Genomic DNA, 24,559 nt, shown 5'->3' with positions numbered 1-24,559 from the left:
TCATGCCCCGATCTCGACGAGCACGCGGGGAAGCTCCTCGAGCAGCTCTCGGGCGAGGTAGCCGAGCGGGCCGACCTGCACGGCGAGCCGGTCGCCCGCGGTGCCGTGGGCGTGCGTCGCCCAGACGGCCGCCTGCGCAGGATCCGCTCCCCGGGCGCAGAGTCCGACGAGGGCGCCGGCGAGCACGTCCCCGCTCCCGGAGGTCCCGAGTCCGCTCGTCCCGGTACCGGAGGACCACAGCCTTCCGTCGGGCGCCGCGACGAGGCCTCCGCTCGAGACGACCGCCCCGAACCGCTCGGCGATCTCGACGACGTCCGCCTCGGGATCCTGCAGCGGACGACCCAGCAGCCGCTCGGCCTCGGCGCTGTTCGGGGTGAGCAGGAGTCTGCCGGCGAGCGCGCTCACGTCGACGTCGTCGCGCTCGAGCACGCCGAGGGCGTAGGCGTCGAGGCAGACGACGGTCTTCTCGCCGAGGTGGTTCGCCAGGTCGCTGACGAGGGCGGCGGCCTCGTCGGCGTCGTCGAGGCCGGGTCCGACCAGGGCGGCGTCGGCGGAGGCGAGGTCGTCGCTCGCGGCGAGGAGGCTCTCGCCGCGGATGTGGCCGTCGGTCGTCTCGCCGAGGGGCACGACCCCGCACTCGGGGATGGCCACGGCGACCTGCGGTGCCACCGAGGCCCCGAGGCCGATGGTGAGGCGTCCGGCCCCGACCCGCAGGGCCGCGAGCGCCGCGAGCATGGCGGCGCCCGGCGTCCGGGGTGCTCCGCCGACCACGACGACCTGACCTCGGCCGTACTTGCCGTCTCCCGGCTCCGGCAGGGGCCAGTCGCGCAGGAGGTCCGGGGTGATCGGTTCAGTCGACATGGCGTTCTCCGGGGTGGCGGGTGACGTCGGCGCCCGCTGCTTCGAGGTGACGGACGTCCGAGAACGTCTGGAGCGTCCACGGACCGACGCCGTCGGGCCTGGTCAGGACGGTGACGGAGGCGTTCGCGACCGTGTGCTCGGACGCGAAGTCGAGCAGCTCCCGCTCGGACAGGCCCGTGCAGACGTAGAGGAACAGCAGGACGTCGGCGTCGTGCGAGGCGACGACGACCCGGTGCGGCGTGGTGCCGTCTCGGCGCGGGACGTCCTCGAGGTCGCGGAACAGCGACCGGATCCGGAGGGCGACGTCGGCCCACGACTCGCCGCCGGGGGGCCGGTACGAGAACTTGCCGAGCCACTCGCGCCGCGCCTGCTCCTCCGGGTGGCGGGCGGCCACTCCTCGCGAGGTCAGGAGGTCGAGGATCCCGAGCTCCCGGTCGCGGAGCCGCTCGTCGACGACGACGCGGCGATCCTGCTCGCCGGCCGTCTCGAGCGCGATCGCGATCGTCTGGCGGGCGCGCAGGTAGCTCGACGACCAGACCTCCGTCTGATCGTCGAGCCACTCGCCGAGCACACTGCCGACCGCTCTCGCCTGGTTCTCGCCGGTGGCGCTGAGGGCGACATCGGCATCGCGGGCTCCGGCGTCGATCACCTCGGCCCCGCGCGCCTCCGCGTCGCTGGCCGCCACGTTCGCGGTGCTCTCGCCGTGCCGGATCAGCACCAGCTCCGACAGCCCGCTCACGGGCGTCCGCCTGTCATTCGAGTCCGGAGAATCCGGTCCTCCTCTTCTGGAGTCGCGCCTCGGGCTCGGGGAAGGTCTCGGCGGCGTGGGCCTCGATGTGCCAGATGTCGCGGCGCATGCTGCCCCGCCAGCTCCCGATCAGGACGACGTCGTTGGTGATGGCCAGGAACTCCACCGCGGCCATCCCCGCCTACGATCCGTCGAAGTGGAAGTGGTCGAGACTCAGCAGGATCCCGGCCGCATCGAACGACCGGAGGTCCCAGCTGTGGGTGCCACGGGACTCGGCCACTCGGCACGCCTCGATGTGGACCATGCGCCCTCGTCGATCCGCGTCGAGCGCCTCGAGCCCCGTGGTCACGCCGGCCTACTTCTTGCTGAGCGTGTCCTTCACGACGCCCGCGGCCTTCTCGACGAGGTTCGGCTTCGGCGTGGTGCCGTAGAAGCGCTCGTCGGGCTGCGTGGGCGGCGGGAAGGGCACCGACGAGTCGGGACCGTCGAGGTAGGTGAACTCGCCCTTGCCGTCGGGCGTCGGGCCCTGGGCCCACGAGCCCTCGCGCGCCGCAGCACCGTCGGAGAAGTTGATGAACTTGTACTCCTCCGCCTTCTGCTCCTTCGAGAGCGGGAAGTTCGAGGGGATGGGCAGCTCTTCGACGCCCTCCGCCTGCAGCTCCTCGGCGGCGGCCGTCCACTGGTTCTGATGGGCGGTGTCGCGGGCGAGGAGGAACGAGAGCATCTCGCGGACGCCGTGGTCGTCGGTCATGTTGTAGATGCGCGCGACCTGGATCCGGCCCTGCATCTCCGCGTTCGCGTTGGCGATCACATCGGCGAGCAGGTTGCCGGACGCCGTGATGTACGAGCCCTGCCACGGGTTGCCGTTGGAGTCGACCGGCCGCACTCCGGCGCCTGCGACGACGGCCGCCTGGATGTCGGTTCCGCCGACCACCGCGGCGAGGACGGGGTCCTTCGCCATGGCCGCCTCGCTCTGCTCGACCGGTGCACTCTCGAGCAGCTGGGCGATCATCGTGGCGATCATCTCCACGTGACCGAACTCCTCGGCACCGATCCCGAAGAGGAGGTCGCGGTACTTGCCGGGGAGGTGGCTGTTCCAGGCCTGGAAGCCGTACTGCATGGCGACGGTGATCTCGCCGTACTGGCCGCCGAGGATCTCCTGCATGCGCTTGGCGTAGGCGGGGTCGGGCTTCGACGGGCTGGACTTGAACTGCAGTTCCTGCTTGTGGAAGAACATGGGCTCTCTTTCCTGTCGCTTATCGGGTGGGTTCGGACGGGTGGATCACGAGTTGCGGACGGTGTCCGACGACTGCTGCGCGCTGTCCTTCACGTCGGAGGCCCGCGACTGCGCGGTGTCCTTGACCTCGCCGGCGGCGCTCTGAGCCGTCTCCTTGACCTGGGCGACGGCATCCTGCGCCGGGCCCTTGAGGTTCTGGCCGACGTCCTGCGCGACCGACTTCGCCTCGTCCACCAGCGGTGCCGCCTTCTCCTTCACCTGGCCGGCGAGGTCCTGCTCGGCGTCGCTGGAGGGGATCAGGGTGCTGACCAGCCAGCCCGCGCCGAAGGCGATGAGGCCGACGGCCAGGGGGTTGCCCTTGGCCTTCGCGACGGCCTGGTGACCGGCGTCGCGGGCGCTGTCGACGCCGGATCCTGCGCTGGCCTTCTGGTCGTGGACGGTTCCCATGACGGACTCCTTCGCGGAACTGAAGCGGCTCTTGACCTTGTCGGCCTGGCGCTGAGCGATCTGGTGCGGGTTGACCTTGTCGGCCAGCGCGTCGACGTTGTAGCCGAGGTCCCCTCGGGTGGCGTCGATCTCGGCGCGGATCTGGTCGGGGGTTCTTCTGTCGTCTGCGGTGCTCATGCGTGGCCTCCCGGCTTCACGGACTCGGGGATCTTCTTGAGGGAGTCGACCGTCTTCGGGGCGCCGTCGATCTGCTTGAGCTCCTTCTTCCCGCGGAGGAAGAGGATCAGCGCGACGATGCCGTAGACGACGGCGACGACGACCGCGGACAGGGCGTTGTTCAGCAGGTAGCCGAGCCCCCACCACGCCGCGATCGAGAGGAACAGCAGGGCGAACAGGGCCGTCAGGCCCGCGCCGCCGAACATGCCGGCGCCCCGGCCGGCCTTCTTGGCCGACTCGGTCAGCTCCGCCTTGGCGAGCTCGACCTCCTGCCGGAACAGGGTCGAGAGATCCTGCGTCACGCCGCTCAGGAGGTCGCCGATCGACGTGGTCGCGGCCTTCTCCTCCGGTGGGATGGGGTCGGTCATGCTCGCTCCTCGTCGCCGGTCCGGAGACCGGGCACCGCTGTGCCGCCGAGCACGTCGTCGAAGAGCGGGTGGCGCTCGTCGCCGGTGTCGGGCGACTCGCGGTCGGCGTCGGCGAAGGCGGCCTGCGTGCGGATCGGCGGCTCGGCGTCGGCGAGTCCCGACGTCGCGGGCGCAGGATCCGAGAAGTCCGTCGACGGCGCGTAGGCACCGGTGACGGGTCCTGACGCGGCGGCGGCTCCGCCCGGCGTACTGCCGGTCGCCGCGCCGCCCGGCGTGCTGCCGGTCGCCGCGCCGCTCGCGTGGTTCTTCGCGTCGGCGGTGAGCGCCTTGGTCAGGCGCCCGGCGAGGATGCCCGCGCCGGCCGCGATCGCGATGAACGTGCCGGGCTTCCGAGCCGCGAACGACTTGACGTCGCTCAGCAGCGAGCCCGGGTCGCGTCCCTCGAGCCAGTCGGCGACCGATCCTGCGCGGCCGGAGGCGTTGCGCACGAGCTCGGACGCCACACCGCCGCCGTCGGAGCGGTCGGCCATCGACGACAGCTCGTCGCTGATCGAGCGGAGCCCCTGAGCGGCGCGCTGCTGCTGAGCGCCCGCCTGATCGCGGAGCTGCGAGGTGGTCTGGTCGTACAGGTCGCGGGTCTGGCTCTTCGCCTCGCCGACGACGTCGGAGGCCTTCTCCTTGGCGGTCGAGGTGACGTCCCGGGCTGCGCCCTTCGCGTCGCCTGCGACGTTCGAAGCCTCCTGCTTGGCGGTGTCGGTCTTGCCCGAGCCGCCGAATTCCGTGTCTGTCATCTGCATCCTCCCAGCGAATGCGGTGCCGGCCCGACCGTGTGCCGGGCCTCGATCCCACGATGACCCGAGCACTCCCGTCGTGGCGTTTCTCGTCGAGAGGGTTGACGATCGCGAGCGGTGCGCGTAGAACGCGCGGAGCCTCTCGGGGGACGCGCCTCCTGCAAATGGACCGTGTATCGCCCGCCCGCCGAACGCTTCCCGCCGCCTCGACCTACCGTGCACCGTGTCAGCCCTACGAAGGAGGCACCATGGCACAGGCCATCGAGACCATCGACGTGAACGTCCCCGTTTCCGTCGCGTACAACCAGTGGACGCAGTTCGAGGAGTTCCCGAAGTTCCTCGACGAGGTCGAGTCGATCACCCAGGTGACCGACACCCTCACCGAGTGGAAGGTCAAGGTCGGGCCCGTCGAGAAGACGTTCGAGGCTCGGATCACCGAGCAGCACCCCGACGAGCGCGTCGCCTGGAACAGCACGGGCGGCGACGTGGACCACGGCGGCGTCGTCACGTTCCACAAGCTCGGCGACAGCCAGACCCGCGTCACCGTCCAGATCGACTGGGAGCCCACCGGCCTCCTCGAGAAGCTCGGCAGCGGCCTCGGCAGCGACAACCGCGCGATCAAGAAGGATCTCGCGAACTTCAAGGAGTACATCGAGTCGCAGGGCAGCCCCGACGGCGCGTGGCGAGGCGACGTGCAGGCATGAGCGACTCCGCCACGGCGGTCCTGTTCGACATCGACGGGACCCTGGTCGACTCCAACTTCCTGCACGTGGAAGCGTGGGACGCGGCCTTCTCGGACCTCGACCTCGCGGTGCCGTCGTGGCGGATCCTGCGCTCCATCGGAGCCGACTCCTCGCAGCTGCTCGACGATCTGATCGGCGACCAGCCGAACGATGTGAAGGACCGCGCCAAGGAGCTCCACTCCGAGCACTACGCGGAGCTCGGCCCGCGGCTCCGGCTCCTGCCGGGGGCACGCGAGCTCCTCGAGGCGGTCGGTGCCAAGGGCAGCCAGGTGGTGCTCGCCACGTCGTCGCCGCCCGACGAGCTGGAGCGGCTCCAGAAGGTCCTGGACGTCGACGCCCTCCTGTCGGCGATCACGTCCGGAGACGACGTCGACACGGCGAAGCCCGCCCCCGACATCATCGGGCGGGCCCTCGAGAAGGCCGGCGTGGACGCGTCGTCGGCGATCATGGTCGGCGACGCCGTCTGGGACGTCCGGTCGGCCTCTGCCGCCGGTGTCGCCACCGTCTCGCTGCGCTCGGGCGGCACCGGCACGGCGGAGCTGACCGACGCGGGCGCCGTCGCCGTGTACGACGACGCCGCCGACCTGCTCCACTCCCTCGACACGAGTCCGCTGGCACGCCTCTGGCGCTGAGCCCGGAGGCGGAGCGGCGCCCCGCGTCCGAGGCGCCGCACCGCCTGGCCCCCGGAAAGGGAACTGTCCGGATCCGCGTGCAGCGGCGAGGCTTGCCCGTGTGAGACAGCCCCCGACTCCGCTCCTCCGGCCTGCCGCGACCGCCCGGATCCTGTGGCGCGACACCTTCGCGCAGCTGCCGGTCCGTCCGTCAGGGGTGCCCGTGGCTCACGCCGAGGGGCTCGACGCCGACCGCGTCCTGATCGTCGGGAACGGCCTGGCGGTCGGCTGGGGCGTCCGCATCCACGACCTCGCCCTCACCGGCACCCTCGCCCGCGCTCTGTCTGCGGCCACCGGACGCGGGTCCGAGGTGCACGCCGCGGCCGACCCCGCTCTCGTCGTCGCGACGGCCGCGGATGCCCTCGGCGCTGTCGATCCTGCCGCCTTCGACGCCGTCGTCCTCGTCGTCGGAGCCAGCGACGCCGCCCGGCTCCTCTCCGAGGGCCGGTGGACTGCTGGCCTGCGGGCAGCCTTCGACACGCTCCTCGCCGCCGGAGCACCGCCGGTCTTCGTGCTGGGGATCCCGCCGGTCAGCGGCGTCCCGTTCTTCGGCGTGCGTCCGGGCGGCGCGCTCGACCAGTGGGCCGAGCACCTCAACTCGCTCACGGCCGAGCTGTGCCGCACGCACCCCCTCGCGCCCGTCTACGTCGAGCCGAGCGCCGAGGTGCCGCTGGACGAGGGCGGACGCGACCCGGAGCAGGGCCTCGACCGCGACCGCTACCGGGGCCCCGAGGAGTACGGCCGCGTGGCGACGGACCTGGTCGCCGCGATGGCTCCCGTCCTCGACCTGGCTGCTGCGCGCGGCGACCACCCCGCCTCGACGGCGCAGCCCGTCGAGAGGCGCCTCGCCGCCCTCGGCTCGCTCGGCCTCCTCGACACCGCGCCCGAGGAGCGCTTCGACCGCCTGGTCCGGATGGCGCAGAAGGTCTTCGGCACGGAGAGCGCCGCGTTCACGCTGCTCGACCGCGACCGCCAGTGGCACAAGTCCCGTGTCGGCTACGACCGGGCCGAGGACCCCATCGACGACTCGTTCTGCGCGACGGCGATCCTCGACACCGGCCCGCTCGTCGTGGAGGACGCCCTCTTCGACCCCCGACCGCTCCCTCGCACGAACGTCCGCTTCTACGTCGGGCACCCGGTCGAGGCGCCGGACGGCACCCGCGTCGGCACCATCTGCGTCTTCGACCGCGCACCGCAGCAGGTGTCTGAAGTTCAGGTCAGCTTCCTCCGCGAACTCGCCCTCGGGCTGCAGGACGAACTGGCCGGCTCCGTCGCGAGTGTCACTGCCGCCGAAGAGCTCGTCCCCGTCCGCTGAGATCGCCGACCAGGGGGATCGGAATGCCCTCCGCGGCAACGGGTGAGTCGCGGAGGGCATTCCGCTGCCCGGTAGGGACGGGCAGGAGCACCACGGGCAGAGCGGGAGTTCGGGTCGCCGCACCTGCCGGTGCCGTGCAGTCGACGATAGGCAGGATCGGCGATCCCTGCAGGGGGTGGACATCGCGAGGCCCGTGTGCATCCCCCGCAGGAGATGGGCTCCGGACACGACTTGCCGGGAGTCGTGGGCACCCGTGCTCGCAGCCTCGAAGCGCGGCCTACTCTTGAGGTGGCTGCGCGTCGGAGGTCAGTGCTCCTCCCCGGACCCCGGAGGAGTGTTTCTCAGACCGACGAGACAGGCAGCCGAAAAGAGGGGTCCCAGCATGCTGGTCACCAAGCTCAAGATCGACGGACAGTACTTCTACCTCGTCCCCGAGACGGACGTCGACGCTCTCAAGTCGGCCATCGTCGCGGCGGTGAAGAGCGGTTCGGCATTCGTCGAGTTCGCGACGCACGGCCACGGTCGCGTCTCGGTCCTCATGACGCCGTACATCCCGGCCCGCTTCGAGATCGTCGAGCGGACCGAGGAGGAGGTAGCCGGCTGGGCCGACGAGCCGCCGTCGTTCGAGTACGACCCCGACTCCTTCCTCACCTGAGCAGGATCGGGCGACGCTGACGGCGCCGCGAGTCAGCCGACGTCGATGACCGAGAGGCTGACAGCGACGCCGGTGCTGATCAGGACGTCGGTCGGCTTCAGCGTGCCCGCGCCCTCGTTGACGGTGAGCCAGAACGGCGTGCCGCCGCTGACGGCGTCGAGCACCTGGGCCTTCAGCGCCTCGGGGTCGTCGACGACGACGCTGTAGGGGTGGCCGCCGTAGACGACGTCGATGCGGATCATGCGGTGTGGGTTCCGTTCTGGGCGGCGCTCGGCTCGGCGACGATGTGCAGCCCCGCGTTCGTGTTCGCCGACATCTCGAGGGCGTGGATCCAGGCCGGGTTGATGCTCGGCGAGCGCGAGCCGTAGTACTTGTAGACCAGCGGGATCGTCGGGTGCAGCCAGATGCTGGTGCGCCCGTCGCCGACCTGCTGGTCGTCCTTCCACGAGAAGTAGAACGACTCGCCGCGGCGCAGCTTCATGCCGATGACGATCTGCAGGTGAGCCAGGGTGCGGTCGTCGAAGTCGACGCTCAGCGACCTGTCGTAGGCGAGTTTGCCCATCGTGTCCTCCTGATCGGATCGGGGCCCCGGTCATCGCCGACGGTACACGCGCGGGCGTCGCGGGGATAGCCGATCCTGCGACGGGAGGCAGCGCGCACTCTCGTCAGGGGCCGCCGAGCCAGTGGTCGATCCGGTGGTGATCGGGGCTGAAGCCGTTGGCGACTCCCCACAGCACGGCCTGCGTGCGGCTCTCGGCACCGATCTTCCGATAGACCGACCGGATGTACGACTTGACCGTGTTCGGGCTGAGGTAGGTCAGCGTCGCGACGTCGGCGTTGCTCTTGCCCTGCGTGATGAGGGCCAGGATCTCGGACTCCCGGTCGGTGATCCCCTCGACCTTTCCCGGCCAGTCGAGGCCCGGGGTGCTCGGCGCGCGCCCTCGCGGCTCGCTCACCACGATGTCTCCGGCAGCCACGCGCTCGAGCGCCAGGACGAGCTCGCCGGCGGGGAGCGTCTTCGACAGGTAGCCGTGCACGCCCTGCTCGAGGGCCGTGGCGACGAGCTCGGGCTGGAAGTTCCACGTGTAGACGACGACGTGGGTGGCCTTCGGGTTCGCGACCAGCTCGGCGATCTCGTGGTGATCGGACTCCGGCTGGGCGAACGAGTCGTACAGGACGATGTCGATGGTGTCGTCGAGGACGGCGTTCGCGTCGATCTCGGCCACGACGATCCGGTCGCGGTACGGGTCGAAGAGGTGGGCGAGCCCCATCAGCACGACGTCGTAGTCGTCGACCAGCGTCACGAGGAGCGGTCGGGTGCCGGTTGAGGTCATGCGTCAACCATCCCACCCCCAGGGGTGTTACGCCCCACCCCTCGGGGTGGTTGAGTCATACAGGTGCCACACAGGCACATCAACGCATGCCTCGGCATGCCGACAGAAAGAGAGAGCATCATGATCGGTCTCATCATCAGCCTCATCATCGTCGGGCTCATCGCCGGCTTCATCGCCCGCGCGGTCATTCCCGGACGCCAGAGCATGGGCATCCTCAAGACGATCATCCTGGGCATCATCGGCTCGTTCGTCGGCGGCTTCCTCGGCTTCCTGATCTTCCAGCACGACCCGATGGACGGCTTCTTCCAGCCCGCCGGCATCATCGGCTCGATCATCGGCGCGATCATCGTGCTGTTCATCTACACCCGCGTCGCCGGTCGCAGCGCCACGCGCTGACCCCTCGATGACCGCTGAATCGACGGACGCCGACACGACGGGCACCGAGACGACGGGCGGCGCCCCCCGCGTCGCCGCCCTCGTCTACAACCCCATCAAGGTCGACCTCGAGGCGCTCCGCGCGGGCGTCGCCACGGCCGAGGCCGCGGCGGGGTGGGGAACCAGCCTCTGGTTCCCCACCTCCGAGGACGATCCGGGGCAGGGCGCCGCGAGACAGGCGCTCGAGGCTGGAGCCGACATGGTCATCGCGGCCGGCGGCGACGGCACGGTCCGCGCCGTGGCCGAGGGCATGCGCGACTCGTCCGTCTCCCTGGCGCTTCTGCCCTCCGGCACCGGCAACCTCCTCGCCCGCAACCTCCACCTGACCCTGGAAGACCTCGACAACGCTCTCCAGACGGCCTTCTCCGGGCAGGATCGCGCCATCGATCTCGGCGTCATCGAGATCCGGCGCGAGGACGACTCCATCACGGAGCACGTCTACGTGGTGATGGCGGGTCTCGGCCTCGACGCCAAGATGCTCGCCAACACCGACGACGACCTCAAGAAGCGGGTCGGCTGGCTCGCCTACGCCAAGGCCATCGCGGCCACCCTCCGCGACAAGAACCAGCTCCGCTTCCGCTACAGCTTCGACGACCGGCCGGCCAGGTCGATCCGCGCGCACACGATCATCGTGGGCAACTGCGGCGCTCTCCCGGCGAACATCGTGCTCCTGCCCGACGCGGCGATCGACGACGGGCTCTTCGACATCCTGTTGCTCCGCCCGGAGGGGGTGCTCGGCTGGGTCCAGATCCTGCTCAAGGTCTTCTGGGAGAACGGCGTCCTGCGCCGCCTCCCGTTCGCGCACAAGCTGCCCGGGCACGAGAACGACGCCCTCCGCTACGTCAAGGCGAAGAGCGTCGTCGTGAAGCTCCGCGACCCGGAGGACATCGAGCTCGACGGCGACGGCTTCGGCAAGGCCGTCGGGTTCCGCACCCGGGTCGACCCGGGCGCTCTGACGGTCCGCGTCCCGGCCTGAGCCGAACGGCGCCGCACGTCGGCAGGCGCGCCAGTCCGCGGACTGGTGCCGCTGCCGACGCGCGGCGCCGTCTCGCTGAGCGGCTCCTCCCGCCCGGTTGTCCCCCGAATCGTCGGCTGGGGCCAACGCGCCGGGCCTACGTTCCAAGGCACCCGCGTCGTGCCCGAGCGACGCCCCCGGAGCCTCAGGAGGAGAGCCATGAAAGCAGTCGTCTGGCACGGAATCGGCGACATCCGCCTCGACTCGGTCGACGACCCGTCGATCCTCGCGCCGACCGACGCGATCGTGCAGATCACCCGGAGCGCCATCTGCGGCACCGACCTCCACTTCATCCGCGGCACGATGGCGGGGATGAACGAGGGCACGATCCTCGGCCACGAGGCCGTGGGCGTCGTCACCGAGGTCGGCACGGCGGTCCGCGGCTTCACGCCGGGCGACCGCGTCATCGTCAACTCCACCATCTCGTGCGGCGTCTGCCGCTACTGCCGCCAGGGCCACACCGCGCAGTGCGACGTCGCCAACCCGAACGGCCCGTCGGCGGGCACCAGCTTCTTCGGCGGCCCCGCGACGACCGGCCCGGTGAACGGCCTGCAGGCCGAGTACGCCAGGATCCCGTTCGCCCAGAACACGCTCACCCCGCTGCCCGAGACGGTCACCGACGACCAGGCGATCCTGCTCTCGGACATCCTGCCGACCTCGTGGTTCGGCGCTCAGCTCGCGGGCGTCACCCGCGGCGACACCGTGGCCGTGTTCGGCGCCGGCATCGTGGGTCAGATGGCCGTCGCGGCAGCGTTCCGCCAGGGCGCCTCGCGGGTCTTCTGCGTCGACGGCATCGAGACGCGCCTCGCGGTCGCTCTCGGCCAGCACGCCGAGGTCATCGACTTCAACGACGAGGACCCGGTGCAGGCGATCAAGGACGCCACCCTCGGCATCGGCGTCGACGCCGTCATCGACGCGGTCGGCGTCGACGCGCAGAGCCCGAAGTCGGGGCCCGCGGCCCAGCAGGCGCAGGAGAACGCCGAGGCGTTCGCCGCCGAGGTCGCCGAGACGGCACCCGACGCCGCCCCCCGCGGCGACCAGTGGGTGCCCGGCGACGCCCCGAGCCAGGCGGCGCAGTGGGCCGTCGAGTCGGTCGCCAAGTACGGCCGCATCGGCGTCATCGGCGTCTACTCCCCCGACCTCACCAGCTACCCCATCGGTGCTGCCATGAACAAGAACCTCACCATCCGCCTCGGCAACTGCGACCACCACTCGGTGACGCCGCCGCTGGTCGACCTGGTGGCCTCAAGCCTGTTCGACCCGACGGCGTTCATCACGCAGGATCGGGAGATCGTCTCGGCCATCGACGCCTACCAGCACTTCGACCGGCGCGACGAGGGCTGGCTGAAGACCGTCCTGGACGTCGCGACGGTGTCCGCCTGATGGCGACCAACGTCAGCGAGTTCGTCATCCGGCGCATCCGCGAGTGGGGCGTCACCCGCGTCTTCGGCTATCCCGGCGACGGCATCGGCGAGCTCGACGGCATGCTCGGGAGCGCCGAGCGGAAGGGCGAGGGCCTGGAGTACATCCGCCCGACCCACGAGGAGATCTCCGCCCTGATGGCGACGGCGCACGCCAAGTTCACCGGCGAGACGGGCGTCTGCATCGCCACGTCGAGCCCGGGGGCGTTCCACATGCTGAACGGCCTCTACGACGCGCAGATGGACAACCAGCCGGTCGTCGCCATCGTCGGCCAGCAGGGCCTCGCGGCCCTCGGCACCTTCGTGCAGCAGGAGTCGAACCTCGAGCGGGTGTTCGCCGACGTCGCCTGCTACGTGCAGACCGTGACGTCGCCGGACCAGGCGCAGGTCGTCATCGACACGGCCTTCCGGACGGCGCGGCTGCGACTGCAGCCGGCCGTCGTGATCCTGCCCCACGACGTGCAGGCGATGGACTGGAAGCCGCCGGCCTCCGAGAACTGGGTGTCGCGGTCGAGCGGCGCGGCGCCGTCGACGGCGGTGGCACCGCCGGCGTCCGAGCTGCAGAAGATGGCCGAGATCATCAACGCCGGCGAGAGGGTGTCGTTCCTCGTCGGTCACGGCGCGACGGGAGCCACCGACGAGGTGCTCGAAGCGGCCCGGCTGGCGGGTGCCGGGATCATCACGGCGCTCCGCGGCAAGCAGGTCGTCCCGTCGGAGGTGACCTTCCACAGCCAGCAGCTCGGCCTCCTCGGCTCGAAGCCCAGCCTCGATCAGATGAAGGGCTGCGACACCCTCGTGATCCTGGGGTCGAACTACCCGTACGGGCAGTTCCTGCCGGCGACAGGACAGGCGCGCGCCGTGCAGGTCGACCTGAAGGCCGAGCAGCTGGGCATCCGGTACCCGACCGAGCTCAACATCTGGGGCGACGTCAAAGCCGTGCTGCAGGGCGTGATCCCGCTGCTCGAGCAGAAGACCGACCTCTCCTGGCAGGAGGGCGTCAGCCGGGGCATGGTCGAGTGGGACCGCGAGATGCGCGACCAGGCGATGCTGACCTACTCCGACGGCGTGAACCCGCGCCGCGTCTTCCACGAGCTGAACGAGCGGCTCCCCGAGAAGGCGATCGTGACCTGCGACGCGGGCACCACGGCCGACTGGTACGGCCACCACATCCGGCTCCGGCGCGGGATGCTCGGCGACATGTCGGGACGTCTCGCGACGATGCTCGCCGCGATGCCCTACGCGACGGCGGCGAAGTTCGCCTTCTCCGACCGCACGGTCGTCTGCACCATCGGCGACGGCGCCTTCCAGATGCTCGGCATGAACGAGCTGATCACGATCAAGAAGTACCTCTGCACCTGGGCGACGAAGCAGTTCATCGTCGTCATCATGCACAACGACGACCTCGGTCAGGTCTCGTGGGAGATGCGCACCGAGGACGGCAACCCGCTCTGGCGGGGGTCGCAGGACGTCGAGACGATGGACTACGCCGCCTACGCGGAGCTCCTCGGGTTCAAGGGCATCCGGGTCCGGCAGGACGACGAGGCGGCCGGCGCCCTCGACGAGGCGTTCGCGCACGACGGCGTCACCGTCATCGACGCCTACGTCAGCCGGAACGTGCCGCCGCTGCCGCCGCACATCTCGCGCGAGTACGCGGTGAACACGGCCAAGGCGCTGCTGAAGGGCGACCCGCAGGAGCTCGGGGTGATCAAGGACTCCGCCGTGGCGATGGCATCGGAGGGCCTCGACCGTGTGAAGGGCGCCCTGCACCTGGGCCGTGACGAGCACGAGGCCAATGCCCGGCAGACGGACGGCCACGGCCGAGACGACACCCACGACACGGAGGGCGGACGATGACCGACACGACCGAGCTGCGCCTGGTCGACACCTGGTGGCGGGCGGCCAACTACCTCACGGTGGGGCAGATCTACCTGCTCGACAACCCGCTCCTCGAGGAACCCCTCGCACCGGAGCACATCAAGCCGAGGCTCCTCGGCCACTGGGGCACCTCCCCCGGGCTCAACTTCGTCTACGCGCACCTCAACCGCGTGATCGTCCGCGACGACCGGAAGCTCCTCTACGTCTGCGGCCCGGGGCACGGCGGCCCCGCGATGGTGGCGAACGCCTGGCTCGACGGCACCTACTCGGAGCTCTACCCCGAGGTGTCGCGCGACAAGGCGGGGATGCAGAGGCTGTTCCGCCAGTTCTCGTTCCCCGGCGGCATCCCCTCGCACGACGCCCCGAACGTCCCCGGCTCGATCAACGAGGGCGGCGAGCTCGGCTACTCGCTCTCGCACGCCTACGGCGCCGTCCTCGACAACCCCGACCTGGTCGCGGTGTGCGTCGTCGGCGACGGCGAGGCCGAGACGGGGCCGCTCGCGACGAGCTGGCACGCGAACAAGCTGATCGACGCGGCGCACGACGGGGCGGTCCTGCCGATCCTGCATCTGAACGGGTACAAGATCGCGAACCCGACGATCCTGGCGCGGATCGGCGAGGACGAGCTCCTCGACCTGTTCCGGGGCTACGGCTACGACCCGGTCGTCGTCGCGGGCGGCTTCGACGGCGAGGACCCGATGCTGGTCCACGCCCGGATGGCCGAGGCGCTCGACGCCTCGCTCCAGAGGATCGACGCCGCGCAGGAGGCCGCCCGCTCGGACGCGGACACCTCTCGGCCGGCCTGGCCGATGATCATCCTGCGGACCCCGAAGGGCTGGACCGGGCCGAAGACCGTCGACGGCCACGCCGTCGAGAACAGCTGGCGGTCGCACCAGGTTCCGCTGTCGGCCGTCCGCGAGAACCCCGAGCACCTCGAGCAGCTCGAGGAGTGGATGCGCTCGTACGACCCGATCGCCCTGTTCGGCGAGGGCGGCGAGCCGACCGCCGAGCTGGCGGAGCTCAAGCCGCACGGCGACGCGAGGATGAGCGCCACCCCGTTCGCCAACGGCGGCCGCATCCGCTCCGACCTCCGGCTCTCGGACTTCCGCGACCACGCCGTCGACACGGCAGGATCGCGCACGGTCAGCGCCTCCGCGACCCGCGGCTTCGGCCGGTGGCTGGCCGACATCGTCCGCGACAACCCGTCGACGTTCCGGCTGTTCGGACCCGACGAGACCGTCTCGAACCGCCTCGACGCGGTCTTCGAGGTCACGAAGCGCGTCTGGGCGGCCGAGATCCTGCCGAACGACCAGGATCTCGCGCACACCGGCCGCGTCACCGAGGTGCTGAGCGAGCACCTGCTGCAGGGCCTGCTCGAGGGCTACCTGCTGACCGGTCGGCACGGCCTGCTCAACACCTACGAGGCCTTCGTCCACATCGTCGACTCGATGTTCAACCAGCACGCGAAGTGGCTGGAGGCGACGAGCGACATCGAGTGGCGCCGCCCGATCTCGTCGTTCGTCTACCTGCTCTCGTCGCACGTCTGGCGCCAGGACCACAACGGCTTCTCGCACCAGGACCCCGGGTTCCTCGACGTGGTCGTCAACAAGCAGGCGAAATTGGTCAGGATCTCGCTCGCCCCCGACGCGAACACGCTGCTCGCGGTCATGGACCAGGCCCTCCGCGACGTCGACACGGTCCAGGTCGTCATCGCCGGCAAGCAGGAGCAGCAGGCCTGGCTGTCGATGGAGGAGGCCGAGGAGCACGTCCGGCAGGGGGCCGGGGTGTGGGAGTGGGCCGGGACCCCGGGCGAGGAGGGCCGCGATCCTGCCGACCTGCCCGACGTCGTCCTCGCCTGCGCCGGCGACGTCCCGACGCTCGAGACGGTGGCCGCGGCCGACCTCATCCGGCACGAGCTGCCGTCGGTGAAGGTCCGCGTGGTGAACGTCGTCGACCTGATGAAGCTGCAGGATCAGCGCGAGCACCCGCACGGCTTCACCGACGACCGCTTCGACGAGCTCTTCACCCGCGACCGCCCGGTGGTCTTCGACTTCCACGGCTACCCGTCGCTCGTGCACCAGCTCACCTACCGCCGGCACAACCACGACAACATCCACGTGCGCGGCTTCCAGGAGAAGGGGACCACCACGACGCCCTTCGACATGGCGATGCTGAACGACATCGACCGCTACAAGCTGGTGCTCGACGTGCTGGAGTACGTCCCGGGGCTGTCGGAGCGCTATCCCGACGCCCGGGCGTCGCTGCAGGCCAGGCGCCGGGAGGCGCGGGAGTACGCGTACACGCAGGGCGAGGACCACCCCGACATCACCGGGTGGGAGTTCTCCGGCCAGGGCTGAGCGCGGCAGCACTCCCTCTCGGGGTCGTCGGGAGGCGGCGGATGCGCCCGGACACCGGCAGACTGGGGGTCTGATGCAGAACGTCACCCACACCTGGCTCGCCGGCGGCGCCGTGCTCGCGGCACTCCACCTGCCCGAGGGCGGCGCCTCCGTCGGCGTCGTCGTCTGCCCGCCGCTCGGGCAGGACCACATCGTCGGCTACCGCACCCTGCGGCACCTCGCCGACGAGCTGGCCCGCGGCGGCCTCGGCGCCCTGCGCTTCGACTACCCGGGCCACGGCGACTCCGCCGTCGCGATGCCCGACGACACGCTCGAGGCCGGTGCGGCTCTCGCGGCGGCAGCACTCCGCGACGCAGGATGCACGCGGATCGTCTACCTCGGCCTCGGCAGCGGCGCCCTGGCGGCGTCCGCCGCCGCGGCGGCAGACGAGTCGGCCGCGGGTCTCGTCCTCTGGGACCCGGTGCCGTCCGGCCGCCAGTGGCTCCGCCGGCAGAAGTCGTTCTACACGCTCGCCCTCGGCGACGACGCAGTGGCGGCCGAGGACGGCACCGTGGTGCTCATCGGGGTCGAGCTCCCGGAGACGGCGGCCGAGCACATCGCCGCCCTCGACTTCGATCCTGCGCTGGCAGACCGCATGCACGTGCTCGTCGCCCGCCGCGAGGGCGCAGCCGGAGCCGTTCCGAAGGCCCTCCGCGGGGTCGAGGGCCGGCTCGCTGTGATCGAGGTGCCCGGGCACGAGGAGTCGCTCGACGCCTCCAGCGTGACGGCCACGATCCCGGCGGAGAGCGTGCGGCGCGTGGCCGCCTGGCTCACCGCCGCCTACGCCCCGGCGGGCGGGTCCGACCCCGGCGCCGCGACCCCGCCGGCGTTCCGCCCCGAGACCGCCGTCACCTTCAGCGGCGACGACGACAGCGAGGGCGGCGTCGCCATCACCGAGACGCTCGTCCGCGTCGGCCCGGACCGCCTCTTCGGCATCGAGACCCGGCCGCTCGACGCCGCCCCCGACGCCCCGGCCGTGATCCTGCACAGCGGCTCCTCCGAGCACCGCATCGGAGCGACCCGCTACCAGGTGCTCCTCGCGCGGCGCCTCGCGGCCCACGGCGTGCGCGTCCTGCGCGTCGACCGCCGCGGCACCGGCGAGACCGGCGACGTCTCGCCCGACGAGGCGAACCTGCTCTTCTCGCGGGAGTGGATCGAGGACGGCGACGCGGCCGTCGACCACCTCGGGCTCCCGAGCGACCGGGTCGGGATCGTCGGCATGTGCGTGGGCGGCTGGGTCGGGCTCCAGGGGCGTCCGGGGACGACCCGCTTCATCAGCGTCCTGGCGCCCAACGACTACCGGCGGAACCCGGTGCAGCCCGGCTTCTTCGCCGAGCATCACGGCCTCGACGACGTCCCCGTCGTGTCGGTCTCCGACCGGGCGCGGCGGGCGGCGCGCCACCTCGTGAACCGCGCCGTCGCCGTCGCCAAGGTGCGCGCGCCGTACCCGGCCCTGGTCGCGGCGGCCTCGCGCGGCTGGATCCGGCTCGCCGAGCCCGTCCTGCGGCCCGCTCTGTCGGCCGGGACCGACGTCCTGCTCTACCTGTCGCCCGGCGACCGGGAGATCTTCGAGGCGCACGGCGGCCCGAAGGCGTCCCGGCGACTCGCGACGGCGTCCGGGCACCTCACCATCGTGAACCGCGACTCCGGCGACCACTCGCTGTTCGGACCGGGCATCCGGACCGACGCCGTCGACTGGGTCGTCGACGAGACCCTGCGCGAGTTCGGCCTCAGCGCGACAGCCGGCGGTGGCGTCTCCGGCTCCTGAGGTAGGCCAGCGGGCCGCGCGGGTAGCCGCGGAGCTCGTGCCGCGCCAGCGACAGCGGATACGAGTCGGCCTCGAGGCGCGGTGACCGGGTCGCCTCGGGGTCGACCGCGTCCGCGGCGCCGAGCGCGTCGGCCGAGAGCGACCCGGGGCCGCGCCTCGGGCGGGTGACGAGGCGCAGCACCTTGTCGGTGGTCAGGCTCCGGATCGCCGGGGGCAGCTGCCAGGCGACCGCGAGGAGGTGCCGCGGGTCGGCGAGGACCAGCGAGGTCATGCACGCGGTGAAGCCGAGCCCGTAGCCGAAGAGCTGCCTCTCGAGCTCGGGCAGCGTGCGACGGTGCCGGTGGTGCACGACGGCCCGCGGCTCGAACGCGAGCCTGCCGCCCGTCCAGATGATCGAGATGAGCATGGCGAGGTCTTCGCCCCCTCGCGTCGGGGTGCCGGTGCCGAGGGCCGGGTCGAACCCGCCCTCGCGGTCGAGCGCGGTGCGGCGGAAGCCCATGTTGGCGCCGGCTCCGAAGGCGCCGACGCCGTAGAGGGCGAACCGCGTGATCTCGGCGCCGGCGTCGTCGCGGGCGACGAGTCGGGCGGCCCGGAGCGGACGCGGGAGGCCCGGCACCGCCTCGATGAGCTTCGGGCTGAAGGAGCGCTCCCCCGCGAAGCCGCCGTAGTACTGCTCGAACCAGATCTGGGCCGGGGTGTCGAGCTCCGCGGGCAGGATCAGCCCCGTCACCACGTCGATCGCCGGGTCGGACGCGAAGCGGGTGCCGATGGCCCGGAGCCAGCCCGGATCGACCTGCACGTCGTCGTCCGTGAACACGACGACCTCGCCGCGGGCGGCTGCGATGCCGGCGTTCCGCGCCGCCGAGATGCCCGGCACGCGCTCCGTCACGATCCGGATGCCCGGATGGTCGGCCGCGATGGACGGCAGGATGTCGCCGCTCGGCACGGCGACCCGGTTGTCGACCAGGAGGAACTCTGCGTCGGGGTAGTCGACGGCGAGGAGGCCCGCGCAGAGGAGACGCAGCTCGTCGTCGCGGCCGACGATCGTCGGGACGACGACCGTGATCGACGGGAGACGGCCGTCCGGCACGACAGGCAGCGGCTCGGCCACCGGCAGCCCGCGCAGGCGGTCGAGACCGCGGCGGCCCTCCGCAGGATCGGAGGTCAGCTCCAGGTCGACGGCGCCCACCGGGACGCCGCCCCGGCAGCCGACGAGCATCACGGTCTCGGACCCGCCGGACGCTGCCGTGAGGTCGGGCGCCTCGGAGTCGAGGTCGAGCGAGACGATCCGCCGCGGTGCGGGCTCTGCTGCGGCTTGTCGCTGGGACACGGTCGTCTCTCGGTCATCCAGCGGATGCCGGAGGGGTGGGACCGCGGTCGTCCCCCGGAGACCGCGGTGGTGGAGCCGGTCACGGCACTCGCGTGCCGAGACCCTCCCCCGACTTCAACGTATCGTCTCCGGGTCGGCGCCGACAATCGCCGTCGTCACCCCAGTCCGAGTGGAGGGCGGTCAGCGGCTGTAGAGCGCCGTGAGCAGCCGCGTGAGGTCGTCGAGATCGGCTCGGGGCCAGGTCGACAGGCGGGCTCGGAACGCGTCGCGGTCGTGGCCCCGGATGGCCAGGATGCGGGCCACGGCCTCGGGCGTCGCGCTGATGATGACGGCGCGACGGTCGGACGGATCCTGCTCGCGGGTCACCAGCCCGAGCTCCTCCAGCTGGTGGAGCTGCCGGCTGAGGACGCTCTTGTCGTAGCCGAGGAGGTCGGCCAGGGGGCCGGCGCCGGTCGGACCGCCGTAGACGAGAGCGGCGACGGTCCGGAGGCCCGTGGGCTGCAGCGCGGGGTCGATCATCAGCGCCTGTTCGCGCTGCCGCTGCCGGAAGGCCTCGAACATCACGCCGAACTGCCGCTCGAGCGCGTCGAGCCTGGCCTCGGTCGTGGTCTCGTCGCGCTCCGCCGGCCGCGCGCCCTCGCTCGTCATCTCACGAGTGTGGAGCACGATCCCTCGTCTCCGGCTGGGAGGCCGCGGTGCGCACCGAGCCGATGCCGGCGACGTCCTCCGCGGATCCTGCGACCGGGCCCTCGTCGGTGTCGCGCTCGGCGACGGTCTTCGTCGTGAGCTCCTTGTTCGGCATGAAGATCAGGGCGGCGACCAGCAGGAGGGCGATCGGTGCGGCGATCAGGAAGATGTTCGCGACCGCCTGCCCGTAGGCCGACTCGATGATCTGGCGGACGCCGTCGGGGAGCTTGCTGACGGCGGGGATGCTGCCGGAGGAGAGCTCCTTCGCGACTGCGGCTCCCTTCGCGCCGAGAGCGCCGATGGCCTGCGTCAGTGCGGTCTGCTTCTCGCCGAGGAGGTCGGTGACGCGGTTGCCGAGGACCGTCCCGAGCACCGAGACGCCGAGCGCGCCGCCGAGCGAGCGGAAGAACGCGACGCCGGCGGATGCGGCACCGATGTTCTTCGGCTCGGTGGTGTTCTGCACGACGAGCACCAGGTTCTGCATCACCAGACCGACGCCGGAGCCCATCACGAACATGTAGACGGCCACGATCACGTAGGGGGTGTCGTACTGGATGGTCCCCATCAGGGCGAGGCCGACGACCAGGGCGATCGAGCCGGTGATCATGATCGGCTTCCAGCGGCCGGTGCGGGTCACGAGAGCACCGCCGACGGTGGACGCGATGAGGAGGCCGCCGATCATCGGGATGGTCAGGAGGCCGGACTGGGTGGGCGTGGCGCCGCGGGCGAGCTGCATGTACTGCGCCAGGTAGACGGTCGCGCCGAACATGGCGACGCCGACCGAGATCGAGCCGATCACCGCGAGGGTGAACGTGCGGTTCTTGAAGAGGGTCATCGGGATGATCGGCTCGGTCGCGCGGAGCTCGACGAAGACCGTGCCGACCAGCAGGATCGCGGCGCCCACGATCATCGCGAACGACGTCGGCGAGATCCAGTCGAAGTTCTTGCCGGCCAGGGTCACCCAGATGAGCAGCAGCGAGACGCCGCCGGCCAGAGTGGCGATGCCGAGGTAGTCGATCGACACCTTCCGCCTCTGCAGGGTGCGGAGCTTGAGCGTGACCTGGAGCAGGATGATCGCCGCGATGGCGAACGGGACGCCCACGAAGAAGTTCCAGCGCCAGCCGAGCGTGTCGGTGAGGAGACCGCCGAACAGGGGGCCGCCGACGGTGCCGACCGCCATGACGGCGCCGAAGTAGCCGCCGTAGCGACCGCGCTCGCGCGGGCTGATGATGTCGGCCAGGATGATCTGGCTCAGGGCGGTGAGGCCGCCCGCGCCGAGGCCCTGCACGACGCGGAAGGTGATCAGCGTGCCGGGGTTCTGCGAGAAGCCGGCCGCCGCCGAGCCGAGCACGAAGATGGCGAGCGAGAGCTGGATCAGCAGCTTGCGGTTGAAGAGGTCGGCGAGCTTGCCCCACACCGGCGTCGAGACGGTGGTGGCGAGGAGCGTCGAGGTGACGACCCAGGTGTAGGCGCTCTCGCCGCCGCCGAGGTCGCCGATGATGCGCGGCAGCGAGGTGCTGACGACGGTCGAGGCGAGGATCGCCACGAACATGCCGAGCAGGAGGCCGGAGAGGGCCTCGAGCACCTGGCGGTGGGACATCGCCGGCCCGCCCTCGAGGCGGTCGGGGGCGACTTCGGTCGCGGTGTGTGACATCAGATGACTCCTGGGGACGGGGATGCCACGCTGCACCCGGATAGTTGACTCCGGTCAATCATTCGCCATTGGTTGACTTCTGTCAAGTAATCCACGGGCGCTCTGTGTCGCCGTGTGACTCCGTCGAGGGCGCGCGGGAGGGGCGCGTGGTTACCCTCGGCTCACCAGCGGCGCCGGCCGCCTGCATCCTGCGCCCCCGCGCAGCCCCGAGAGGACACCGCCATGACAGTCGACAGCACCGCACCCGAGAGCATCGCCGCCCAGGTCGCCGAGTTCAACGACGGCTTCACCGCCCAGATCGGGCCGGAGCTCAGCGCCGTGTTCGACGCCGAGCAGACCGCCCTCCGCGAGGCCGGCGTCCCCGGCGACGCCGTCGCGGCCGGAGACGTGCTCGACACCTCTGTCGCCCTCCAGAGCCCGGCCGGCGAGACCGTCGTCCTGGCCGACGCGCTCCGGGGCGCCGGCACGGTCGTCGTCTTCTACCGCGGCGCCTGGTGCCCCTACTGCAACCTGACCCTCAAGACCTACCAGCGCGACCTCCTCCCGATCCTGCGCGAGCGCGGCCTCGGCCTGGTCGCGATCAGCCCGCAGAACCCCGAGGCGTCGGAGCTCGCCGTCACGAACGGCGAGCTCGGATTCACCGTCCTGTCCGACCCGGGCAACGCGCTCAGCCGATCGCTCGGCATCGTGACGGAGCCGACGGCCGACGCGCGCCGAGCCCACACCGCCCTCGGCTTCGACGTCGCCGACAGCAACGCCGACGCCACGGGCGACATCCCGTTCCCGACCGTCCTGGTCGTCGACGGCGACGGCCGCGTGGTCTTCGCCGACGTCCACGTCGACTACACGACCCGCACCGAGGTCGACGAGATCGTCGCCGCCACCGAGGAGCTGGCCGAGAAGGCCGCCTGAGCGGAGGCAGGACCGACGGCGGGCCAGCCCGGAGGCCGGCCAGACGAACACTCGGTGAAGTGCTCGACAGGGCAGGCAGCGCGATGCCAGGCTGAGCGTCAGGCGAGGGGATTCTGGGTGACCCCCGTGTCGTCTCGTCGGCGCGTCCGCGCCTCCTCCCTTCCGAGAAAAGAGACTGCTCATGGGCACCATCACGACCTCTGACGGCACCGAGATCTTCTACAAGGACTGGGGCACGGGCCAGCCCATCGTCTTCAGTCACGGCTGGCCCCTGTCGGCCGACGACTGGGACACCCAGATGATGTTCTTCCTGGCGCAGGGCTACCGCGTCATCGCGCACGACCGCCGAGGCCACGGCCGCTCGACGCAGACCTCCGACGGCCACGACATGGACCACTACGCCGCCGACCTCCGCGCCCTCACCGAGCACCTCGACCTGCACGACGCGATCCACGTCGGACACTCGACCGGCGGCGGTGAGGTCGCCCACTACATCGGGCAGTACGGCGAGGACCGCGTCGCGCGCGCGATCCTGATCAGCGCGGTGCCCCCGATCATGGTCCAGACCGAGAGCAACCCGGGCGGCCTCCCCAAGAGCGTGTTCGACGGTCTGCAGGAGCAGGTCGCCACCAACCGCTCCGCCTTCTACCGAGACCTCCCGTCGACGGCGTTCTACGGCTTCAACCGCGACGGCGTCGAGCCGATCGAGGCCGTGATCCAGAACTGGTGGCGCCAGGGCATGATGGGCGGCGCCAAGGCGCACTACGACGGGATCGTCGCGTTCTCGCAGACCGACTTCACGGAAGACCTGAAGAAGATCACCGTGCCGACGCTGGTCATGCACGGGGAGGACGACCAGGTCGTCCCGTTCGCGGACGCCGGGCCGCTGTCCGCGGAGCTGGTGCAGAACGGCACCCTCAAGGCCTACCCGGGCTTCCCGCACGGCATGCCGACCACCGAGGCGGCGACCATCAACGCCGACATCCTGGAGTGGCTCCGCTCCTGAGCCTGTCGCGACACCGGGCGCGGTCTCTCCGTCGGACGCACTCCGACGGAGAGGTCCCGCCCGAACCGCCCCGCCGGGGACGCCGTGTCCGCAGAGCGCACGGGGTGCCGGGATCGGCCGGACGGGATCCTGCGCCGGGGCCTACTGTCGCGCGCATGAAGCACATCACGTACTCCGACAAGTCCGTGCTGATCGGCGACGAGATAGCCGACCTGCTCATCGAGTACGCCGCCGAGCTCACGTCGAAGGGCGAGGCCGACACGGTGTTCGTGCACGCGATCAGCTCGGACGGCGACGAGGTCGAGGCCAACTTCCTCATCGGGCCGGGGGCCCCGATCATGAGCGAGACGACGACGTGGACGGTGACCGAGCCCGACAACGCGAAGACGATCGAGTACATCCGGGGCAGGCTCCGGACGCTGACGTCGCCGAACCAGGCGGGCCCGCTCGAGGAGAGCGGCGGCGAGGCCTCCGGCGGCGGCTACGAGCAGTTCGGCTACGACGAGCAGCAGTAGGGGCCCGAGCACTGGAGTGTGCTCCGGGACCACGAGTCAACCCCCACAACGGGGCGCGCGCGGAGGGCCGTATCTTCGTGTCTTGGCTGCCCTGCCTCCTCCTCCGTCAGGGGCGTGTCGGGGAGGGCGGGACAGGACGTCTTCGCAGCCACCGACCCG

At 71.2% G+C, this 24,559-nt stretch carries 27 protein-coding genes; 13 read left to right on the top strand and 14 right to left on the bottom strand.

Going from position 1 to position 24,559, the window contains the following annotated elements:
* Genes ABD733_RS09255 through ABD733_RS09220 form a run of 8 tightly spaced genes read right to left on the bottom strand, consistent with a single transcriptional unit; the run spans nucleotide 1 to nucleotide 4,668 of the window.
* Entirely contained in the window at nucleotides 1–861 is an 861-nt protein-coding gene (locus ABD733_RS09255) for an NAD(P)H-hydrate dehydratase (protein ID WP_344795282.1), read from the bottom strand.
* Nucleotides 851–1,600 (bottom strand): histidine phosphatase family protein, encoded by a 750-nt coding sequence (locus tag ABD733_RS09250; protein ID WP_344795280.1) that lies wholly within the window; start codon nucleotides 1,598–1,600, stop codon nucleotides 851–853. The genes ABD733_RS09255 and ABD733_RS09250 overlap by 11 nt, the downstream gene beginning before the upstream one ends.
* Nucleotides 1,601–1,613: 13 nt before the next feature.
* Nucleotides 1,614–1,775: a hypothetical protein gene (locus tag ABD733_RS09245; protein WP_344795278.1), complete on the bottom strand. Its 162-nt coding sequence runs from the start codon at nucleotides 1,773–1,775 to the stop codon at nucleotides 1,614–1,616.
* Nucleotides 1,776–1,790: 15 nt separating this feature from the next.
* Nucleotides 1,791–1,958, bottom strand: coding sequence for a hypothetical protein (locus tag ABD733_RS09240; protein ID WP_344795276.1), 168 nt, complete (start codon nucleotides 1,956–1,958; stop codon nucleotides 1,791–1,793).
* 6 nt (nucleotides 1,959–1,964) lie between these two features.
* On the bottom strand, nucleotides 1,965–2,846 hold the full coding sequence (locus ABD733_RS09235; protein WP_344795274.1) for a manganese catalase: 882 nt from the start codon (nucleotides 2,844–2,846) through the stop codon (nucleotides 1,965–1,967).
* 45 nt (nucleotides 2,847–2,891) lie between these two features.
* Nucleotides 2,892–3,470 (bottom strand): DUF3618 domain-containing protein, encoded by a 579-nt coding sequence (locus ABD733_RS09230; RefSeq protein ID WP_344795272.1) that lies wholly within the window; start codon nucleotides 3,468–3,470, stop codon nucleotides 2,892–2,894.
* The gene (locus tag ABD733_RS09225; protein ID WP_344795270.1) at nucleotides 3,467–3,877 is read right to left on the bottom strand and encodes a phage holin family protein; all 411 of its coding nucleotides are present in this window, start codon (nucleotides 3,875–3,877) and stop codon (nucleotides 3,467–3,469) included. Before ABD733_RS09225 ends, ABD733_RS09230 begins: the two co-directional genes overlap by 4 nt.
* A complete protein-coding gene (locus ABD733_RS09220) occupies nucleotides 3,874–4,668 on the bottom strand; it encodes a hypothetical protein (RefSeq protein ID WP_344795268.1) in 795 nt (264 codons plus the stop codon). Before ABD733_RS09220 ends, ABD733_RS09225 begins: the two co-directional genes overlap by 4 nt.
* Nucleotides 4,669–4,916: 248 nt before the next feature.
* On the opposite strand from ABD733_RS09220, the gene ABD733_RS09215 reads away from it, so the two are divergent.
* The 4 genes from ABD733_RS09215 (at nucleotide 4,917) to ABD733_RS09200 (ending at nucleotide 8,052) form a co-directional block, all read left to right on the top strand.
* Nucleotides 4,917–5,372 (top strand): SRPBCC family protein, encoded by a 456-nt coding sequence (locus ABD733_RS09215; protein ID WP_344795266.1) that lies wholly within the window; start codon nucleotides 4,917–4,919, stop codon nucleotides 5,370–5,372.
* Nucleotides 5,369–6,043: an HAD family hydrolase gene (locus ABD733_RS09210; RefSeq protein ID WP_344795264.1), complete on the top strand. Its 675-nt coding sequence runs from the start codon at nucleotides 5,369–5,371 to the stop codon at nucleotides 6,041–6,043. Before ABD733_RS09215 ends, ABD733_RS09210 begins: the two co-directional genes overlap by 4 nt.
* A gap of 100 nt (nucleotides 6,044–6,143) precedes the next feature.
* Nucleotides 6,144–7,397, top strand: a complete 1,254-nt coding sequence (locus tag ABD733_RS09205; protein ID WP_344795262.1) for a GAF domain-containing protein — start codon at nucleotides 6,144–6,146, stop codon at nucleotides 7,395–7,397.
* A gap of 382 nt (nucleotides 7,398–7,779) precedes the next feature.
* Nucleotides 7,780–8,052, top strand: coding sequence for a hypothetical protein (locus ABD733_RS09200; protein ID WP_344795260.1), 273 nt, complete (start codon nucleotides 7,780–7,782; stop codon nucleotides 8,050–8,052).
* Between the two features lie 32 nt (nucleotides 8,053–8,084).
* On the opposite strand, the gene ABD733_RS09195 is transcribed toward ABD733_RS09200, so the two are convergent.
* The 3 genes from ABD733_RS09195 to ABD733_RS09185 all read right to left on the bottom strand — a co-directional run bounded on the left by ABD733_RS09195 (nucleotide 8,085) and on the right by ABD733_RS09185 (nucleotide 9,386).
* Entirely contained in the window at nucleotides 8,085–8,294 is a 210-nt protein-coding gene (locus ABD733_RS09195; RefSeq protein WP_344795258.1) for a hypothetical protein, read from the bottom strand.
* Nucleotides 8,291–8,614: a DUF7882 family protein gene (locus ABD733_RS09190; protein WP_344795256.1), complete on the bottom strand. Its 324-nt coding sequence runs from the start codon at nucleotides 8,612–8,614 to the stop codon at nucleotides 8,291–8,293. Before ABD733_RS09190 ends, ABD733_RS09195 begins: the two co-directional genes overlap by 4 nt.
* Nucleotides 8,615–8,717: 103 nt before the next feature.
* Entirely contained in the window at nucleotides 8,718–9,386 is a 669-nt protein-coding gene (locus ABD733_RS09185) for a response regulator transcription factor (RefSeq protein ID WP_344795254.1), read from the bottom strand.
* A gap of 120 nt (nucleotides 9,387–9,506) precedes the next feature.
* On the opposite strand from ABD733_RS09185, the gene ABD733_RS09180 reads away from it, so the two are divergent.
* The 6 genes from ABD733_RS09180 (at nucleotide 9,507) to ABD733_RS09155 (ending at nucleotide 18,296) form a co-directional block, all read left to right on the top strand.
* Nucleotides 9,507–9,782 (top strand): GlsB/YeaQ/YmgE family stress response membrane protein, encoded by a 276-nt coding sequence (locus ABD733_RS09180; RefSeq protein ID WP_344795252.1) that lies wholly within the window; start codon nucleotides 9,507–9,509, stop codon nucleotides 9,780–9,782.
* Between the two features lie 7 nt (nucleotides 9,783–9,789).
* Nucleotides 9,790–10,797 (top strand): diacylglycerol/lipid kinase family protein, encoded by a 1,008-nt coding sequence (locus tag ABD733_RS09175; protein ID WP_344795250.1) that lies wholly within the window; start codon nucleotides 9,790–9,792, stop codon nucleotides 10,795–10,797.
* A 198-nt stretch (nucleotides 10,798–10,995) separates the two neighbouring features.
* A complete protein-coding gene (locus ABD733_RS09170) occupies nucleotides 10,996–12,219 on the top strand; it encodes an alcohol dehydrogenase catalytic domain-containing protein (RefSeq protein WP_344795248.1) in 1,224 nt (407 codons plus the stop codon).
* Entirely contained in the window at nucleotides 12,219–14,111 is a 1,893-nt protein-coding gene (locus ABD733_RS09165) for a thiamine pyrophosphate-requiring protein (protein ID WP_344795246.1), read from the top strand. The genes ABD733_RS09170 and ABD733_RS09165 overlap by 1 nt, the downstream gene beginning before the upstream one ends.
* Nucleotides 14,108–16,489: a phosphoketolase family protein gene (locus ABD733_RS09160; RefSeq protein WP_344795244.1), complete on the top strand. Its 2,382-nt coding sequence runs from the start codon at nucleotides 14,108–14,110 to the stop codon at nucleotides 16,487–16,489. Before ABD733_RS09165 ends, ABD733_RS09160 begins: the two co-directional genes overlap by 4 nt.
* Nucleotides 16,490–16,562: 73 nt before the next feature.
* Entirely contained in the window at nucleotides 16,563–18,296 is a 1,734-nt protein-coding gene (locus tag ABD733_RS09155; RefSeq protein WP_344795242.1) for an alpha/beta hydrolase family protein, read from the top strand.
* Here the strand turns inward: ABD733_RS09155 and ABD733_RS09150 are convergent.
* From ABD733_RS09150 to ABD733_RS09140, 3 genes are all read right to left on the bottom strand, one after another.
* Nucleotides 18,259–19,626, bottom strand: a complete 1,368-nt coding sequence (locus tag ABD733_RS09150; protein WP_344795240.1) for a glycosyltransferase family 2 protein — start codon at nucleotides 19,624–19,626, stop codon at nucleotides 18,259–18,261. The two genes, ABD733_RS09155 and ABD733_RS09150, sit on opposite strands and share 38 nt — an antisense overlap.
* 180 nt (nucleotides 19,627–19,806) lie before the next feature.
* Nucleotides 19,807–20,274, bottom strand: a complete 468-nt coding sequence (locus tag ABD733_RS09145) for a MarR family winged helix-turn-helix transcriptional regulator (protein WP_344795238.1) — start codon at nucleotides 20,272–20,274, stop codon at nucleotides 19,807–19,809.
* Between the two features lies 1 nt (nucleotide 20,275).
* Nucleotides 20,276–21,967: an MDR family MFS transporter gene (locus tag ABD733_RS09140; RefSeq protein ID WP_425552874.1), complete on the bottom strand. Its 1,692-nt coding sequence runs from the start codon at nucleotides 21,965–21,967 to the stop codon at nucleotides 20,276–20,278.
* A gap of 222 nt (nucleotides 21,968–22,189) precedes the next feature.
* Between ABD733_RS09140 and ABD733_RS09135 the strand changes: the two genes are divergently transcribed.
* The 3 genes from ABD733_RS09135 to ABD733_RS09125 all read left to right on the top strand — a co-directional run bounded on the left by ABD733_RS09135 (nucleotide 22,190) and on the right by ABD733_RS09125 (nucleotide 24,400).
* Nucleotides 22,190–22,879, top strand: coding sequence for a peroxiredoxin-like family protein (locus ABD733_RS09135; protein ID WP_344795236.1), 690 nt, complete (start codon nucleotides 22,190–22,192; stop codon nucleotides 22,877–22,879).
* Nucleotides 22,880–23,060: 181 nt separating this feature from the next.
* The gene (locus ABD733_RS09130; protein ID WP_344795234.1) at nucleotides 23,061–23,885 is read left to right on the top strand and encodes an alpha/beta fold hydrolase; all 825 of its coding nucleotides are present in this window, start codon (nucleotides 23,061–23,063) and stop codon (nucleotides 23,883–23,885) included.
* A 155-nt stretch (nucleotides 23,886–24,040) separates the two neighbouring features.
* Complete coding sequence (locus tag ABD733_RS09125; protein ID WP_344795232.1) at nucleotides 24,041–24,400, top strand: hypothetical protein; 360 nt, start codon at nucleotides 24,041–24,043, stop codon at nucleotides 24,398–24,400.
* The last annotated feature ends 159 nt before the right edge of the window (nucleotides 24,401–24,559 follow it).

The sequence above is a fragment of the Frondihabitans peucedani genome, from assembly GCF_039537585.1.
In the GTDB taxonomy this organism is placed as follows: Bacteria; Actinomycetota; Actinomycetes; order Actinomycetales; family Microbacteriaceae; genus Frondihabitans; species Frondihabitans peucedani.
This window is presented reverse-complemented; position numbering and strand designations above follow the sequence as displayed.